This is a genomic window from Ectopseudomonas oleovorans (assembly GCF_003052605.1).
Lineage (GTDB): Bacteria > Pseudomonadota > Gammaproteobacteria > Pseudomonadales > Pseudomonadaceae > Aquipseudomonas > Aquipseudomonas oleovorans_A.
Genome location: NZ_QASO01000042.1, coordinates 104,251 through 120,534, shown reverse-complemented (window position 1 = coordinate 120,534; position 16,284 = coordinate 104,251). Strand labels below are relative to the sequence as shown.

Below are 16,284 nucleotides of genomic sequence, written 5' to 3'. Positions count from 1 at the left end.
GCCTTGAGGTACATCCAGCTGCTGTACGAAATCGAGCATGAAGTCCGCGACCTAGAACCGGATTTACGCCGCCGAATACGACAAGAAAAAGCCGTACCGGTGATGGACGCGTTGCATGCCTGGATGATCACCCAGCGCCTACTTGTGCACGATGGCTCGGCCATCAGCAAAGCATTGGATTACAGCCTCAAACGCTGGACGGCGCTGTCGCGCTATCTCGATGACGGCGCCGTACCCATTGACAATAATTGGGCAGAGAACCAGATCCGGCCATGGGCGTTGGGGCGCAAGAACTGGCTCTTTGCAGGTTCACTGCGCAGCGGTAAACGGACAGCGGCGATCATGAGTTTGATCCAGTCAGCTCGACTCAACGGGCATGACCCGTACGCCTATTTGAAGGACGTCCTCACGCGCCTGCCGACGCAGCGGGCAAGTGAGATTACGGAGCTGCTGCCGCATAGGTGGCGACTGGTTTAGTTGCGCAAGACGGGATGCCCAGACGCATACTCACGCAGCTCAGAAATGGCGCCTTGTTCCAGCACCGGTTGCGCGGCGACGCTGCGGCGGCAGGCGGCGCAGTCGATCAGCAGTTCGGCGATCAGGCGTTGGCCGGCCTGGCGTCGGGCCTGGCGCTGCGCCTCGTGATCCTCGATCAGGCGCTGCAACTGTGGGCGCGAACGCTCCAGCAGCAGGGCGAGGCTTTCGTACAGGCGCCGTTCGCCATCTTCCGGTGGCGCCACGCTGTCGAACGCCACCAGGGCATGCAGGCCGAGGCGCGCCAGTGCCTCGCGCCACTCACTTTCACGATGGCCGGCAGTGGCGACGAAGTTGAGCACCGGCAGTAATGGTCGGCCGCACATGGTCAGCACCGCCAGTTCGTCGCGGTACTTGGCCAGCACCGGTTCGCGCACATCGATCACGTACAGGCCGGCATCGGATGCCATGAGTTGGCGCAGCACCTTGGCTTCCTGTTCGTAGCGCTGGCGCGCCTCGCTGCCTTCGAGAAAACGGCTCAGACGGGCCGGCCCGTCCAGGCGTTCGCCTGGGCGGTCGAGGCGCTCCAAGTAGTCAAGCAGGGCAATGGCGTCTTCCAGACCGGGGGTGTCGTACAGCTCCAGTAGCGCCTGGCCATCCACCGACAGGCGCGCACCCTCGACGTGGCGAGTGGTGCTGGCGCGCGGTGAGACTTCGCCGAACTCCACGTCGCGGGTCAGGGTGCGCAGCAGCGAGGTCTTGCCGACATTGGTGTGGCCGACCAGGGCCAGTTTCAGTGGTGGGCTCATGGCGTGGTCTCGGCCGGGTAGCCCGGAAGCAGAGCGTGCATTGAGTTAGGAGCGAGCTCTGCTCGCGAACCATGGCAAACGGCAAAAGCTTCGCGAGCAGAGCTCGCTCCTACATGAAGCCCGTGTGCCTGCGGCTCTCTAGTCATGTCCGCTCTCCAGCCAGTTCAGCGGCGCCGTATCACCATGGGGCAGCCCGAGGTTGGCGATTGCCTGGTGCCAGTCCGTCAGGCGCGCGCTGTCCAGGCTCTCACCGGGCCTCGGCGGTAGCAGCCAGATGCGCGTGGCGCTCGCACAACGCGCCAGTTCGCCGAGCAGCGCCAGGGTGCCGCGATCCGGTGAGCGCCGCGGGTCGCAAGCGATGGCCAGGCGTTCGGGCGGGAAGCGGGTCAGTTGTTCGAGCAACTGGCGGCGCTGTTCGCGGCTGTCGATCACCCCGGCATCGGCCACGCCCTTGGGTAGCGGCGCGGGCGGCCAGGGGCGGCGCTCGTCCAGTTCGATGCCGAGCAGCAGCGCGCCGCTGCCGGCTTGGGCACTGGCGCCGCCTTGCGGCTGATGCAGAGCTGCTGGCGCCAGGTCGCAGACGCCGAGGCGTTCGCTGTCCGGTTGCAGGCGCTGGCGCAGCAGGCTGTAGCCCGGCAGGTCGAGATCCAGGCACAGCGCGCCTTTGCCGGATTGCCAGCGCCACAGGCACAGCAGCGCCAGCAGCAGGCGCGGCAGCAGGCCGTAGACCAACACCACGCCGACCAGCCAGCCGGCCCAGCTCTGCCGGGCCGCTTCACTGGCGATGGCGGCATCGCCGCTGGCACGAATGACCTCGATATCCGGCAGGCTGAAGCCGAGCAGCGCGGGCAGGGCGCCTATGGTTTGGGTCAGGGCGATGAAGGTGTCGCCACCAAGGATGGTGGTTTCCCAGACGAAGCCGTAGCGGCGCGTGGCGAGCAGCAGCAGCAAGGTGGCCAATGCCGCGAGCATGGCCAGCGTCCACAGGCCGTTGACCATCAGGCCGAGCCCCCAGCGGGTCAGGCGTTGGCGTTGCAGCATCAGCAGCAGGGCCGGGGCCAACTGCGCGGCGCTGGCGTCGCGTGCCAGCTTCTCGCTAAGCCACAGCCACAGGCGACCGAGCGCGCCAGGGTGGTCGCGGGTCAGCAGCAGACCCAGCAGCCAGCCAAGCAGCATCAGCAGGTTGAGCCCAAGCAGGCTGCCCAGCGCCCAGAACACATTGACGGGTTGGCGCCCGTCACCCAACGCGGCCAGAGCCAGACCGAAGCCGCTGAGCAGGGCCAACAGCGCCAGCAGCAGACCGGCCAGGCGTGCGCCCTGCAGCCAGTGCAGCAGCGCCTGCCACTGACCATCACGACGGGCGAGCAGCAGGGCGCGGTGCTGGATGCGCTCGGCCAGGTCAACCTGCTCGGCACGGACCAGGCGATTGGCTTCGGCGTCCTCGAGTGGGCCGGCATGTTCCTCGCGCAGGCGAATGGTCTCGCTGAGCCAGAGGCGTTGGAAGGGTGTAGGGGAGGAGGCGTCTGTCACGCGGCGTCTCGTCATTCGGATCAGGGGTTGAGAATAACCCCTGATCCGTCTCGGTGCGAATCAGCGCTGCTCGCGCAAACGCACGGCGATGTCCGGTTGGTCGATGAACAGGCCGTCGATGCCGGTGGCGAGGAAGGCACGCAGCTCGGCGTCGATGTCGCCGCGATTACTTGGTAAGTCGCCACTGCGCAGGCTGGTGGGCAGGAAGGCGTTCTCGGCGCGGAAGGTATAGGGGTGCACCTTGAGCCCGGCAGCATGGGCGTCACGTACCAGGCTGGTCGGCGCGGTCAGGTTACCGGCGGCATCACGCGGGATGATCATGCCTTTCTCCGGACCGATGCCGGCGGCGTAACTCGCGATGTTTTTCAGGCCTTCTGGCGTGATCATCTGTTGATAGCCAAGGTCACTGCCCAGTACCTGCTGATCGTAGGGTTGGCCCTCTATCCAGAGCAGCTGGACCAGGCGGATTGGGGTCAGTTTGCTCAGCGTCTTGAGGTTATCCACTTCGAAGGACTGGATGAAAACGGGCGCGTCGGCGCTGTCATAGCCGTTGCGTTCGAGCACCGCCAGCAGCGGTTTCTCCATGGCCAGGTCGAGTTGCTGGAAGTGGGTGGGGTGCTTGGTTTCCGGGTACAGTCCTATGTTCCGTTGCTGGAGGGCTTCCAGCCGTTTCACCAGATCGATGATCTCCTGCAGCGTGGGTATCTCGAACTGGCCATCGAAGCGTGTGTTGCCCGGCCGCTGCTGCGGGATGCGTTCGATGGCGCGCAGGGTTTTCAGCTCGGCCAGGGTGAAGTCCTCGCTGAACCAGCCTTCCAGGCTGACGCCATCGACCGTCTGGGTACGCTTGCGTTCGGCGAACTCGGGGCGCTGCGCCACGTCGGTGGTCAGCCCCAGTTCGTTGTCATGGCGGGCGACCAGTTGGCCGTCGCGGGTCATTACCAGGTCAGGCTCGATGTAGTCGGCGCCTTGAAAGGCTGCCAGCGCGTAGGCGGCCAGGGTGTGCTCGGGCGCGTAACCGCTGGCGCCCCGGTGGGCGATCACCAGTGGAGCCTTGGTGTCCCAGGTCTGGGGTTGCTTGGCGCTGGGTTGCTGCTGGGCCCAGTCGATGGCGGCCTGGACGTTATCCTGAGTAGGGCTGGCGAAGACCGACAGTGGCAGCAGTGTGACGCCCAATATCCAGGCAGATAGTGATTTAGACATGACGCTAGCTCCTTGCTCGTGGATGTAGCCGCTAGCCTGCTACGGCGAAGGTGACGATACGACGACAGCGTTGCTTCGGCCACAGGTGGGCTGCGAGGCCGCTGGGTGCTCTGCTATGCTCGCGGCCATGAAAATGACTCTACCCCTTTCCCTGATCGCCGCGCTCGCGCACAACCGTGTGATCGGTCGCGACAACCAGCTGCCCTGGCACCTGCCGGCGGACCTCAAGCATTTCAAGGCGCTGACGCTCGGCAAGCCGATCATCATGGGGCGCAAGACCTGGGATTCGCTCGGTCGGCCATTGCCCGGCAGGCTCAACATCGTGGTCAGTCGCCAGGCGGGCCTGACCCTGGAAGGTGCCGAGGTATTCGCGACGCTGGAAGAGGCCATCGAACGAGCCGACGCCTGGGCGCGCGAAGAGGATGCCGAGGAACTGATGCTGATCGGCGGCGCGCAGCTTTATGAGCTGGGCCTGGCCCAGGCCGATCGTCTGTACCTGACGCGTGTCGGCCTCGAGCCTGATGGCGATGCCTTCTTCCCCGAGATCGACGAGGCTACCTGGCGCATGACCTCCAGCGTCGAGCACCCGGCTTCGGCCGAGACACCGTTCTACGCCTTCGAAGTGTGGGAGCGCCGCGGCGCATAACCCTACCTAGCTTTCCGGCCATCTCTGCCGCCAGATTCTCCTGCGCGGCGTGATGGTCACTGCCTTGTCTCTGCCGTAACTTTCTTTTCGTGCATTCTGATGCAGGTTTCTTTCATGACTGAGCAATCGCCCATCGACGAGCGCCCGAGCGCCGTCGCTGCACTCTTCGTGCGCCATCCGCTGTGGGAAGATGCGCTGGCCCTGCTGTTCGGCACTGCTCTGGTGGCGCTGGGCATCGCCTTCTACGCCCATGCGGGTTTGCTGACAGGCGGCACCGTCGGCATCGCCTTTCTGGCCAACTACCAGGCCGGCTGGTCGTTCGGTCTGGTGTTCTGCCTGGTCAACCTGCCGTTCTATTTGCTGGGTATCTGGTGCATGGGCTGGGGTTTCACCTTGCGTACAGGCTGCGCGGTATTGCTGGTTTCGCTACTGGCCGAGCTGACGCCGCAGTGGGTCGCCTTTGCCCATCTCAGCGCCGTGTATGCCGCGCTGTTCGGTGGTGCCGCCATGGGGCTGGGTTTGCTGATGCTGTTCCGCCACCGCGCCAGCCTGGGCGGGGTGAACATCCTCGCGCTGTACATGCAGGAGCGCTTCGGTTTCCGTGCGGGTACCGTGCAGATGGCCATCGATGCGAGCATCGTGCTGGCGGCGATCTTCGTGGTGTCGCCTAACAAGGTGCTGCTGTCGGTTCTGGGAGCGGGGATGCTCAATCTGGTGCTGGCGATCAATCACCGGGCGGATCGCTACGTCGGCGTCAGTTGAGCCCATCAACGAACGAGGGGCTGCCTCGCTGGAGACAGCCCCTCGTTGTTTCGTTTTTCGCGGAGGCGAGAATCAGATCACTTCGGTGAACTGGATGATCTCGACCCAGTAGCCGTCCGGGTCCTTGATAAAGGCAATGTCGCGCATGCGACCGTCGGTCAGGCGTTTCTGGAAGTCCACGCCGAGGTCTTCGAAGCGCTGGCAGGCCGCCTTGATGTCCGGCACCGACACGCACAGGTGACCGAAGCCGCGCGGGTCGCTGTTGCCGCTGTGGTAGGAAAATTCCGGATCTTTCTCGGTGCCGTAGTTGTAGGTCAGCTCCAACACGCCGGGGATCGACTTGCGCCATTGATGGCGAGCCGCCGGGTCAGCCGGGATCTGCGACTTGTCATTGATCAGGGCGAGGAAGTACAGGCTGAACTCGGCATCGGGGAAGTCTTTCTTCTCCAGCAGGGTGAAGCCCAGCACGCGGGTGTAGAAATCCAGGGACTTCTGCAGATCCTTCACGCGGATCATGGTGTGGTTGTAGACGAAGTCGGCGGTGGCGACGTCGGGTTTGGCGGTCACGCCGGGAATGGCGTTGAGCTCGTCGAGGGTCATGGGGTTCTCCATCAGGTAGGGAATGGGGTCGGTGCTGAAAGGCCGTATCTACCTAGATGGCTTCGCCCATGGCGTTTTTCAAGGTCGAATGTCACAGCAGGGTGGATGGGACTCTTTCATCTGCCTTGCTGGCGTGGTGTCTTGATTGGTGGGCTGAAGCCCACCCTACAGCCATGCCCGATCGAGTAGGGTGGGCCGGGCGGCGATCCGCTTCAGCCCACCAATTCCAGCACCCGGATCAGACCTCCAGCGTAATCAGCTTAGCTCGTACCTGGCGGCCTTCGATATGCAGGAGGCCCACGCCGATGGGCAGCTTGAAGCGCCGCGGCCCGGCGCTGCCGGGGTTGAGGTAGAGCACTCCGTTGCGCTTTTCGTGCAGCGGCTTGTGCGAGTGACCGGCGATTACCACGTCGATGCCCTGAGCTGCCGGGTCGATATCCAGCTGCTTGAGGTCGTGCAGCACATGCAGGGCGATGGCGCCGAAGCGTAGCGTCAGGCGCTCGGGGATGGCGTCGGCCCAGCTGTCCTGATCATTGTTGCCGCGCACAACCGACAGCGGTGCGATGCGTTCCAGATCGGCCAGAATGTGCGGCCGCCGATATCGCCGGCATGGATCAGGTGATCGACGCCTTGCAACGCTGCTAGCGCTTCGGGGCGCAGCAGGTTGTGGGTGTCGGCGATCAGGCCGATGCGCATCACTGCCCCTTGAGCAGTGCCAGCAAGGCATCGGCATCGAGCTTGCCGCTCATCTCACCGCCTTCGAGCAGGCTGCTGGCAAGGTCGCGTTTGCGGGCGTGCAGGCTGACGATTTGTTCCTCGATGGTGTTTTCCGTAACCAGTCGGTAGATGGTCACCGGGCGTTGTTGGCCCATGCGGTGAGCGCGGTCGCTGGCCTGGTCTTCCACTGCCGGATTCCACCAGGGGTCGAGGTGGATGACGTAGTCGGCGGCGGTCAGGTTGAGGCCGCTGCCACCGGCCTTGAGGCTGATCAGGAATATCTCGCCTTCACCGGCCTGGAAGGCGTTGACCCGCTTCTGGCGCTCCTTGGCTGGGGTGGCGCCATCGAGGTACTGGTAGTGGATGCCGCGCTCATCCAGCCAGGCGCGGACGATGTTCAGGTGGTCGACGAATTGGCTGAAGACCAGCGCCTTGTGACGGTTTTCCAACAGCTCTTCGACGATTTCCGCGAAGGCCTGAAGTTTGCTGCTGCTCAGGGGGCTGCTCGGAATCACCAGTGAGGGGTGGCAGCAGAAGCGTCGCAGGCGGGTGATCTCGGTTAGCACCTGAAGAGGGCTGCGCTCTTCGTCGGGGGCGCTGAGGTTGTCTACGGCCTGTTGGCGCAGGGCTTCGTACTGATGGGCTTCGGCCTCGGACAGCGGCACCTTGTAGGTAATCTCGGTACGCGCGGGCAGCTCATCGAGTACCTGGCTTTTCAGGCGACGCAGGATGAAGGGTTGGATCAGGTTCTTCAGAGCTCGCCGCGCCGAGGCATCGCCCTGTTCGATGGGGGTGGCGAAGCGTTGGCTAAAGCTGTCCTGGCTGCCGAGCAAGCTGGGGTTGATGAAGCGGAACAGGTTCCACAACTCGCCCAGGTGGTTTTCCAGTGGGGTGCCGGTGGCGATCAGGCGGAAGTCGGCCTGCAGGGCCATGGCAGCCTGCGAACGTTTGGTCTGGGCGTTCTTGATCGCTTGCGCCTCATCGAGCACCACGCTGATCCAGGGTTGTTTGCTGAATGCGTCGGCATCCTGTTGCAGCAGGCCGTAACTGACGATGACCAGATCCCGTGGGCCCAGACCTTCCAGGGTGCGCGTGCGTTGGTAGTCGCGGATGTTGAGGGTCGGGGCGAAGCGATTGCTTTCCGCCTGCCAGTTAAGGGTTACCGAGGTCGGCGCCACCACCAACTGTGGGCCTTGTGCGGCGCGCAACAGCAGCAGGGCCAGGGTTTGTACGGTTTTACCGAGGCCCATGTCGTCGGCCAGGCAGGCGCCCACGCCCCACTGTGCCAGGCGTGCCAGCCAGGCAAAGCCTTCTTGCTGGTAATCACGCAGCTCGGCCTGCAAGGTGCTTGGCACCGCTGGCTGATAATCACGCAGGGACTGCAGGCGTTGCAGGTGGGCCTGCCAGTCCTGACCGGCCTTGAATTCGCCAGCTTCCTCGGCCAGTTCGGCGAGCAGCGGGGTGGTCAGCGGGCTCAGGCGCAGGCCATCGTCGTTGATCCGTTCGGCCAGGTGGCTCAGTTCGTCCAGGCGCTTGCGCAGGCTGTTGCCGATGGCCAGCCAGTCATTGCTGCCCAGTGTGATGAAGCGGCCAGGGCTGGCCTTGAGCAGCTCCAGCAATTGGCGTAGCTGCAGCACCCGGCCGTCATCCAGGGTCAGCTCGCCTTGAAGCTGGAACCAGTCGCCTTGTTGCTTGAGGCCAAGCTTGAGGTGCTGGATCTCGCTGCGGCCCTTGATGCGCATGCGCTCGCCTTCCGGCCATACGCATTCGAGTAGCTGGCCGTCGATGGCCTGCAGCTCGCTGAGCACCTGCAGGGCGTCCTGCGGGTTTTCCAGTTGCCACTCCTGACCGTCGCTGTCGGCATTGGCCAGGGCTGGGCAGGCGTCGAGGATCTGTTGCAGGGCTTTGCGTTCGTGCTTGAGATTACGCGCCACTTGCACGGTTTTACCGTCGCGCTCACCCAGCAGGCGCTCGCTGCCATGCCCTGGCCGGAACCAGCCACCTTCAGCCAGCGGCCGCACCAGCAATTGCAAGCGCAGCCCCTCGGCCAACGGCAGTAGATGAGCGTAGAGGCGGGTATCGGCGCTTATCTCTTCGACGTGCGCGGTCAGCTCCGGGATATCCGAGTGGATGGGCAGCAACGGGGCGATACTGCCAATGGCTTCGACCAGTTGCACCTTGGCTGACAGCGGCACGTTGAGGCCGTCACCGATGATCTCGGCGATCTGCCGCAGCTCCTTGCTGACTGGGTAGATCTTCAGTCGCGTGGGGGTTTCCTTCACCAGCAGCAACTCGCCGTGGCCGATGCCCTCAGGCTGAAGCCGCAGGCTGATCTGGCCTTTGCTTTCCTTGAGCTGCAGGCCGGGCTCGCCCAGGCTGACGTCGACCCTTACCTCTGGCGCATCCTGCCAGAACAGATGGGGATGGCCCACCAGGCGCTGCAGTGCAAGGGAAGCCGGCAGGCTGTACTGGCGACCACCGTAATAGCTGTTCTCGACCTGGATCAGGCGGCTGGCCTCACGATCCTGATCGCAGAGAAAGTCCAGGCTGTCGCCGTCCTCGAGCAGACGCTTGAGGGCAACGGGGCGGCCCTTGCTCCATTGCCCCTTGGCGTTGCGTTTTTGCTCGCGGGGCTCGAGCATCAGACCGCTGTAGCGGTCCATGTGGAGCAGCCAGGCCAGGCGCGTTTGTTGCTCGGCGCTCTTGACCGGGTTGGCCGGTGAGCGGATCAGGCTCAGTGCGTTGAGTGCCAGTTGCCAGCTTTCCTGACGCTGATACAGGTCTACCAGGGGCAGCGCACCATCAGGCAGTGGCGCGCTGCCGCCGAATTGGCGGCTGATCAGCGCTTCGTATTCATCGGCGAGCCAACGATAGCCATTTTCACATAGCTGCTGCGCCTGTTCCTGCAAGGCGTTACGCCAAGCCTTTTGCCTGGCCAGCGGCTCATCCAGCCAGTACAGCGCCAGGCCGAGCAGCAACCCATCCAGGCCCGGAGCCAGTGGCGGCAGTTTGTGCAACTGCGGCGGTCGACTGCCTTGGCGCAGGTCGAGAAAACTCAGCAGCAGCTGATAGGCGATGCCATACCCCTGTTTGCTGCCCAGTTGTAGGGCTTGTTTGAGCGTCGGTAACTGCTTGGGATCGTTTTCCTGAATCAGCGCCAGGCAGTACAGCGCGTTGAGTGTCGGCGGGAGGTCGATCTTGCGCTTTTTGGTCTGCTTGCGCAGATCGGCCATCCACTCACGTAGCACGGCCAGCATGTCGCGTAAGGCGCCCTTGGCGAACAGGCTGATGATCACATGCATCAGGCTGCGCGTCTCAAGGGCCATCTGCTCGAGGGTTGCCTGATCGCCGCGCCACAGGGCGTGCAGCAGTACCTGCAAGCCAAGCTCCATATCGTTGTGCTGTTGCAGGCTCTGCAGGGCCATTCGATAGCTCTGCTCGGCCGGTGAGCAGGCTATCGCGGCCAGTTGCAGGTGGTCGTCGAGCAGTAGCTGGCGAACCGGCAGGGACAGTCTGGCCAAGAGGGTCTGCCCGGCTTCGTCGTTGAGCATCTGCCGGATCGGGTGCCATTCCAGCGATTCATGGATGGGGACCACATCGTCCAGTTGCTCCAGCGCCTGTGCCAGGTAATCGGCATCGTCAGCGATGATCGCCAGCCAGACTTCCTCCATGAGCCGTTTGCTGGACGGTGATGACCAGGTGTCGAGCGGGGTTAGCTGTTGCACATGTGCCTTGAGCAATGCGACGCGATCCTCTGACTTGAACAGACGCAGCAGTACTTCGTTGCGTAGATTCGGCGTGATGCCAAACAAGGTGTGCCTGTCGCTTTGCCCCTGGGTTAGCCAGCCGGTTGCGATGAGTTCCTTGGCCACCTCGCTGAAGCATGTGTGATCAAGCTGCCGTGAGCTGGAGAGGCGCACGTTGAGCGCGCGCAGGTGTTTGAGCAATGCGGTTTTGTTCTGCCCCATGACACAGGGCGCCAGGTTGAATAGCACCGATTGCAAGTGATACGGCAAGGCTTCAAACGCGACGGGTGACTTGGGCATAAGAACGGGGCTCTGGCAACCTGACGGAGGGCAAATGGTAGTGGCTATCGATAAAACGACCAAGCCCGGCACATGGCCGGGCTTAGTTTAGGCAGGGGGCGGGTATCAGCCGTCCAGCATGGCCTTGTTGCGCACCGCACCCTTGTCGGCGCTGGTGGCGAGCAGGGCGTAGGCCTTGAGTGCGGTGGTTACCTTGCGCGCGCGTGGTGCGGCCGGCTTCCAGCCTTTCTTGTCCTGTTCGGCACGGCGGGCGGCCAGTTCTTCATCGCTGACCAGCAGGTTGATGCTGCGGTTGGGGATGTCGATGAGGATCTTGTCGCCGTCGTTGACCAGGCCGATGGCGCCACCTGCTGCCGCTTCCGGCGAGGCGTGGCCGATGGACAGGCCGCTGGTGCCACCGGAGAAGCGGCCGTCGGTGAGCAGGGCGCAGGCCTTGCCCAGACCCTTGGACTTCAGGTAGCTGGTCGGATAGAGCATCTCCTGCATGCCAGGGCCACCTTTCGGACCTTCGTAACGGATGATGACGATGTCACCTTCCTTCACTTCGTCATTGAGGATGCCCTTGACCGCGCTGTCCTGGCTCTCGAAGACCTTGGCGTTGCCCTCGAAGACATGGATCGATTCGTCCACACCCGCGGTCTTCACCACGCAGCCATCGAGGGCGATGTTGCCGTACAGCACCGCAAGTCCGCCTTCCTGGGAGTAAGCGTGCTCGACGCTGCGAATGCAGCCTTCGGCACGGTCGTCGTCGAGGGTTTCCCAGCGGGTGCTCTGGCTGAATGCGGTCTGGGTCGGGATACCGGCCGGGCCGGCCTTGAAGAAGTGGTGCACGGCTTCGTCGCGGGTCTGGGTGATGTCCCACTGGGCGATGGCGTCGGCCATGCTCGGGCTGTGCACGGTGGGCACATCGGTATGCAGCAGGCCGCCACGGGCCAGCTCGCCGAGGATGGAGAAAATGCCGCCAGCGCGGTGCACGTCTTCCATGTGGTACTTCTGGATGTTCGGCGCCACCTTGCACAGCTGCGGCACCTTGCGCGACAGGCGATCGATGTCGCGCAGGTCGAACTCGATCTCGGCTTCCTGGGCGGCGGCCAGCAGGTGCAGGATGGTGTTGGTCGAACCGCCCATGGCGATGTCCAGCATCATGGCGTTTTCGAACGCCTTGAAGTTGGCGATGTTGCGCGGCAGTACCGACTCGTCGCCTTCGCCGTAGTAGCGCTGGCACAGCTCGACGGCCAGGCGGCCGGCGCGCAGGAACAGTTGCTCGCGGTCGCTGTGGGTGGCCAGGGTCGAGCCGTTGCCCGGCAGGGACAGGCCGAGGGCTTCGGTCAGGCAGTTCATCGAGTTGGCGGTGAACATGCCGGAGCAGCTGCCGCAGGTCGGGCAGGCGCTGCGCTCGTACTCGGCGACTTTCTCGTCGGAGGCGGTCGAGTCGGCGGCGATGACCATGGCATCGACCAGATCCAGGCCGTGGCTGGCCAGCTTGGTCTTGCCGGCTTCCATCGGGCCGCCGGAGACGAACACCACCGGGATGTTCAGGCGCAGGGCGGCCATCAGCATGCCGGGGGTGATCTTGTCGCAGTTGCTGATGCAGACGATGGCATCGGCGCAGTGGGCGTTGACCATGTATTCCACGGAGTCGGCGATGATCTCGCGGCTCGGCAGCGAATAGAGCATGCCGTCGTGGCCCATGGCGATGCCGTCATCGACGGCGATGGTATTGAATTCCTTGGCCACGCCGCCGTGCTTCTCGATCTCGCGGGCGACCAGTTGGCCGAGATCCTTCAGGTGCACGTGGCCGGGCACGAACTGGGTGAAGGAGTTGGCGATGGCGATGATCGGTTTCTTGAAGTCTTCGTCCTTCATCCCGGTGGCGCGCCACAGGGCGCGGGCGCCGGCCATGTTGCGGCCGTGGGTGGAGGTTTTCGAGCGGTAATCGGGCATGACGGATTCCTGCGGCTAATGCGGTTGTATAGGCGGTGAGCGTCGGTGGGCGGCAGGTCGCCGCGTAGTGTGGGCTGCATGACGAAACGGGATCGCCGTTCGTGCGGCCAGGGCTCACAGGCCCGCCGGAGGATGCCGGGCGGGGAATGGGGCGATTCTACGCCCGGCAGGGCTGGCGGGGGAAGGTTGCCGGTCGTGCGCAGGCCCGTGACGGCTCAATGCGGTATTTCGATCCCGCGCATCCGCTCGGCACGTCGGCGAAGCAGTTCCAGGGTGACCAGCAGGGCGATGGAGACCAGGATCAGCAGTGTGGCGATGGCCAGGATGCTCGGGTTGATCTGCTCGCGCAGGCCCGAGAACATCTGCCGGGGAATGGTGCGTTGCTGTGGGCCGGCCATGAACAGGATCACCACCACTTCATCGAACGAGGTGATGAAGGCGAACAGCGCGCCGCTGATCACGCCGGGGCGAATCAGCGGCATGATCACGTCGAAGAACACGCGAATCGGCGTGGCGCCGAGGTTCAGCGCAGCACGCGCCAGGCTGTAGTCGAAACCGGTGAGGGTGGCGGTGACAGTGATAATGACGAACGGCGTACCAAGTGCGGCATGGGCCAGGATCACGCCCAGGTAGCCACCGGCCAGGCCGAGGTTGGAGTAGAAGAAGAACATGCCGGCGGCGGTGATGATCAGTGGCACGATCATCGGCGATAGCAGCAGGGCGGTGATGAAGCGGCGAAACGGCATCTCATCGCGGGCCAGGCCTATGGCGGCGCAGGTGCCCAGAATGGTGGCGAGGATGGTCGAGAGGATGCCGATGAAGAAGCTGTTCTTGATCGCCAGTATCCACTTCGGATCGTTGAATACCTCCCGGTACCAGCGCAGCGAATAGGCCTCGGGGTCGAGGGTGAGCATGCCTTCGGTGAAGCTGAAGAACGGCTCTGCGTTGAACGACAGCGGCACGATCACCAGGATCGGCAGAATCAGAAACAGCAGCACCAGCCAGGAGCTGGCCTTGAGCAGCCAGTGTCCGAGGTGGTGCCAGAAGCCGTAGTAGGCGGGGATCTTCATCGTCTCATCATCCCAACTTGATGTTGCTGGCGCCGACGAAACGGTCGTACACCCAGTACAGCAACAGGATCAGCCCGAGCAGCAACGAGCCCAGTGCGGCGGCCAGCTCCCAGTTGTTCGAACGCTGCATATGGAAGGCGATGATGTTGCTGATCATCTGCCCGTCGGTGCCACCGACCAGTGCCGGGGTGATGTAGTAGCCGACCGAGATGATGAACACCAGCAGCGCCCCGGCACTGAGGCCGGGCAGGGTCATCGGGAAGTAGATGCGGACGAAGGCTGGGATCGGTTTGTCGCCGAGGCTGAGTGCGGCGCGCATGTAGCTGGGGTCGATGCCGCGCATCACACTGTACAGCGGCAGAATCATGAACGGCAGCAGGATGTGGGTCATCGCCACCACGGTGGCGAACGAGGTATAGAGCATCTCGAAGGGCTGACTGATCAGGCCGATGCCCATGAGGAAGGAGTTGATCACGCCGTTGGTCTGCAACAGCGCGATCCACGAGGTGGTACGCACCAGCAGCGAGGTCCAGAACGGCAGCAGCACCAGCACCAGCAGCAGGTTGGCGCGGTTCGACGGCAGGCCGGCGAGGTAGTAGGCCAGCGGGTAGCCGAGCAGGGCGCAGAGCAGGGTGATGACCAGTGCCATGTTCAGGGTCTTGGAATACAGCTGCAGATAGATCTGCGTGTCCTGGCGCACCTGGATGCCATCGTCGGGGTGCATCTCCAGATCCAGTGCGGTCAGGTAGTAATCGTAGGTGTAAACCTTGCCGGCGCGCTCGATGGCGTACCACAGCTCGGGCTTGCTCCAGTTGCGGTGGGCCTCGAGCAGCGTCTGCACGCCTTGGCTTTGCAGCGCCTGGGCGTCCAGTCGGCCAACGCGCCGGGCAGTGGCTTTGACCACGCTGGACATGCCGGTATAGGCGCGGTTGAGTTCTTCGGAGAGCTTGCCGGACAGGCGTTGCTGGTTAAGGCCATGCAGTTCGCTGGCGAAGACCTGCAGGGTTTTTTCGTCCGGCAGTTGCTTGTGATCATCCCAGCGTTCGAGCTCGGCCAGGGTCAGGGGAATCAGCTCGGCCACGGTCGGGTGATGCACGCTGCGCCACAGCATGGTACCGATCGGGGCGACGAAGGTGACGAGGATGAACAGCAGCAGTGGCACCACGAACAGAAAGGCGGCGACGCGCTTCTTGCGACGGGCGCTGGCGGCTTGGCCGGCTTCGCTGGTGGTCAGGGATGACAAGGTGTTACTCCGTAAAACAGGGCGCACAGCAAGTGTCGATCAGTAGCTCCCTCTCCCGTTTACGGGAGAGGGCTGGGGAGAGGGTGACAGATTCACCCTCTCCCCCAACCCCTCTCCCACAAGTGGGAGAGGGGAGCTGATGGCCTTTACTTCAACAACCACTCGTTGAATTTCTCACCCAACGACTCGCCATAGTCAGCCCAGAACTCGGAGCCAGCCTGGATGCCTTTATCCAGGTGAGCGGTCGGCAGGTGCGGCGTCGCAGTCTGGTCTGCCAGCGGCATGGACGACTTGCGGGTCGGGCCGTAGGCGACGTCCGGCATGCCGGCCAGCGGCTTGGAGCCGGTGGCGTACTTGATGAATTCCATAGCTAGGTCTTTCTTCTTCGAGCCTTTGACGATGGCCCAGGCGTCGAGGTCGTAGACGTGGCCGTCCCAGACGATTTCGAAGGGCTTCTTCTCCTGCACGATGGCGTCGTAGAAGCGGCCGTTGGCCGACTGCACCAGCACCGCACCGCCGTCATTGAGCAGTTGTGGCGCCTGCGACCAGGAGTCGAACCAGACGATGTCCTTCTTGATGCTGTCCAGCTTGTCGAAGGCGCGTTGTTGGCCTTCCGGGGTGGCCAGCACTTCGTAGACTTCATCGGGCGCCACGCCGTCGGCCAGCAGTGCCCATTCCATGTTCACCTGCGGGCGTTTGCGCAGGGCGCGCTTGCCGGGAATCTTGGCGGTGTCGAAGAAGTCGCCGATGCTGGCAGCCTTGGTGCCGCCGATGGTGTTCTGGTTGTAGGCGAACACCACCGACCAGACGATGTTGCCCACCGCGCACTCACTGGCCAGGGCTTCGGGGATGAAGTCCTGTGCGGCCGGGGTGCCGTCGATGCCGGCCGGCAGTACGCTGTGGTCGATGGTTTCCAGCAGGCCTTCGGAGCAGGCGCGTTCGAGGTCGATCACCTCGAAGTCGACCACGTCCCACTGAATGTTGCCGGATTCGACCTGAGCCTTGATCTCGGCAACGCCACCCGAGTAGTCCTCGAACAGGACCTTGACGCCGGATTCCGCCTGGTACGGGTCGATAACGTGTTTCTTCTGCGCGGCGCCGTAGGACCCGCCCCAGGACACCACGGTAAGGCTGTCCTGGGCGGTGGCGCTGCCCGTTGCCAGTCCCAGTGCCGCCACCAGGGCGAAGGTGGAAACGCTGGTAGTCAGTGATCTAGCCATTGTTGTGCTCCATGTGCTTC

General features: G+C 63.7%; 11 protein-coding genes and 2 pseudogenes. 3 read left to right on the top strand and 10 right to left on the bottom strand.

The features are described from left to right. Positions 1 to 477: IS66 family transposase (locus DBO86_RS08445; RefSeq protein WP_146173183.1), on the top strand; the 477-nt coding region annotated here is incomplete at its 5' end. Between the two features lie 29 nt (positions 478 to 506). On the opposite strand, the pseudogene DBO86_RS08440 reads toward DBO86_RS08445, so the two are convergent. From DBO86_RS08440 to DBO86_RS08430, 3 genes and pseudogenes are all read right to left on the bottom strand, one after another. Further along, positions 507 to 1,283 (bottom strand): annotated as a pseudogene (locus DBO86_RS08440) (GTPase/DUF3482 domain-containing protein); the annotation flags it as partial. Between the two features lie 138 nt (positions 1,284 to 1,421). After that, positions 1,422 to 2,828 (bottom strand): DUF2868 domain-containing protein, encoded by a 1,407-nt coding sequence (locus DBO86_RS08435; RefSeq protein ID WP_208630400.1) that lies wholly within the window; start codon positions 2,826 to 2,828, stop codon positions 1,422 to 1,424. 45 nt (positions 2,829 to 2,873) lie between these two features. Next, on the bottom strand, positions 2,874 to 4,016 hold the full coding sequence (locus tag DBO86_RS08430) for a glycerophosphodiester phosphodiesterase (RefSeq protein ID WP_108233458.1): 1,143 nt from the start codon (positions 4,014 to 4,016) through the stop codon (positions 2,874 to 2,876). A gap of 133 nt (positions 4,017 to 4,149) precedes the next feature. On the opposite strand from DBO86_RS08430, the gene DBO86_RS08425 reads away from it, so the two are divergent. Both DBO86_RS08425 and DBO86_RS08420 read left to right on the top strand, forming a co-directional pair. Beyond that, entirely contained in the window at positions 4,150 to 4,662 is a 513-nt protein-coding gene (locus tag DBO86_RS08425) for a dihydrofolate reductase (protein ID WP_108233457.1), read from the top strand. Positions 4,663 to 4,776: 114 nt separating this feature from the next. Beyond that, the gene (locus tag DBO86_RS08420) at positions 4,777 to 5,424 is read left to right on the top strand and encodes a YitT family protein (protein ID WP_084340447.1); all 648 of its coding nucleotides are present in this window, start codon (positions 4,777 to 4,779) and stop codon (positions 5,422 to 5,424) included. Positions 5,425 to 5,496: 72 nt separating this feature from the next. Here DBO86_RS08420 and gloA read toward each other — a convergent pair whose 3' ends face one another. The 7 genes and pseudogenes from gloA to DBO86_RS08385 all read right to left on the bottom strand — a co-directional run bounded on the left by gloA (position 5,497) and on the right by DBO86_RS08385 (position 16,264). After that, positions 5,497 to 6,024, bottom strand: a complete 528-nt coding sequence (gene gloA / locus DBO86_RS08415) for a lactoylglutathione lyase (RefSeq protein ID WP_021490448.1) — start codon at positions 6,022 to 6,024, stop codon at positions 5,497 to 5,499. A 238-nt stretch (positions 6,025 to 6,262) separates the two neighbouring features. Then, positions 6,263 to 6,720: pseudogene (locus DBO86_RS08410) on the bottom strand (metallophosphoesterase family protein). After that, positions 6,720 to 10,787: a DEAD/DEAH box helicase gene (locus DBO86_RS08405; protein WP_108233456.1), complete on the bottom strand. Its 4,068-nt coding sequence runs from the start codon at positions 10,785 to 10,787 to the stop codon at positions 6,720 to 6,722. The pseudogene DBO86_RS08410 and the gene DBO86_RS08405 overlap by 1 nt, the downstream one beginning before the upstream one ends. Before the next feature lie 105 nt (positions 10,788 to 10,892). Beyond that, the gene (gene ilvD / locus DBO86_RS08400; RefSeq protein ID WP_074855348.1) at positions 10,893 to 12,731 is read right to left on the bottom strand and encodes a dihydroxy-acid dehydratase; all 1,839 of its coding nucleotides are present in this window, start codon (positions 12,729 to 12,731) and stop codon (positions 10,893 to 10,895) included. A gap of 215 nt (positions 12,732 to 12,946) precedes the next feature. Beyond that, positions 12,947 to 13,801, bottom strand: coding sequence for an ABC transporter permease (locus DBO86_RS08395; protein ID WP_084340443.1), 855 nt, complete (start codon positions 13,799 to 13,801; stop codon positions 12,947 to 12,949). A 7-nt stretch (positions 13,802 to 13,808) separates the two neighbouring features. Further along, positions 13,809 to 15,044 carry an ABC transporter permease gene (locus DBO86_RS08390; protein WP_108233455.1) on the bottom strand — a complete coding sequence of 412 codons (1,236 nt, stop codon included), beginning with the start codon at positions 15,042 to 15,044 and terminating at the stop codon, positions 13,809 to 13,811. A gap of 146 nt (positions 15,045 to 15,190) precedes the next feature. After that, on the bottom strand, positions 15,191 to 16,264 hold the full coding sequence (locus DBO86_RS08385) for an ABC transporter substrate-binding protein (protein WP_108233454.1): 1,074 nt from the start codon (positions 16,262 to 16,264) through the stop codon (positions 15,191 to 15,193). Positions 16,265 to 16,284 lie beyond the last annotated feature (20 nt).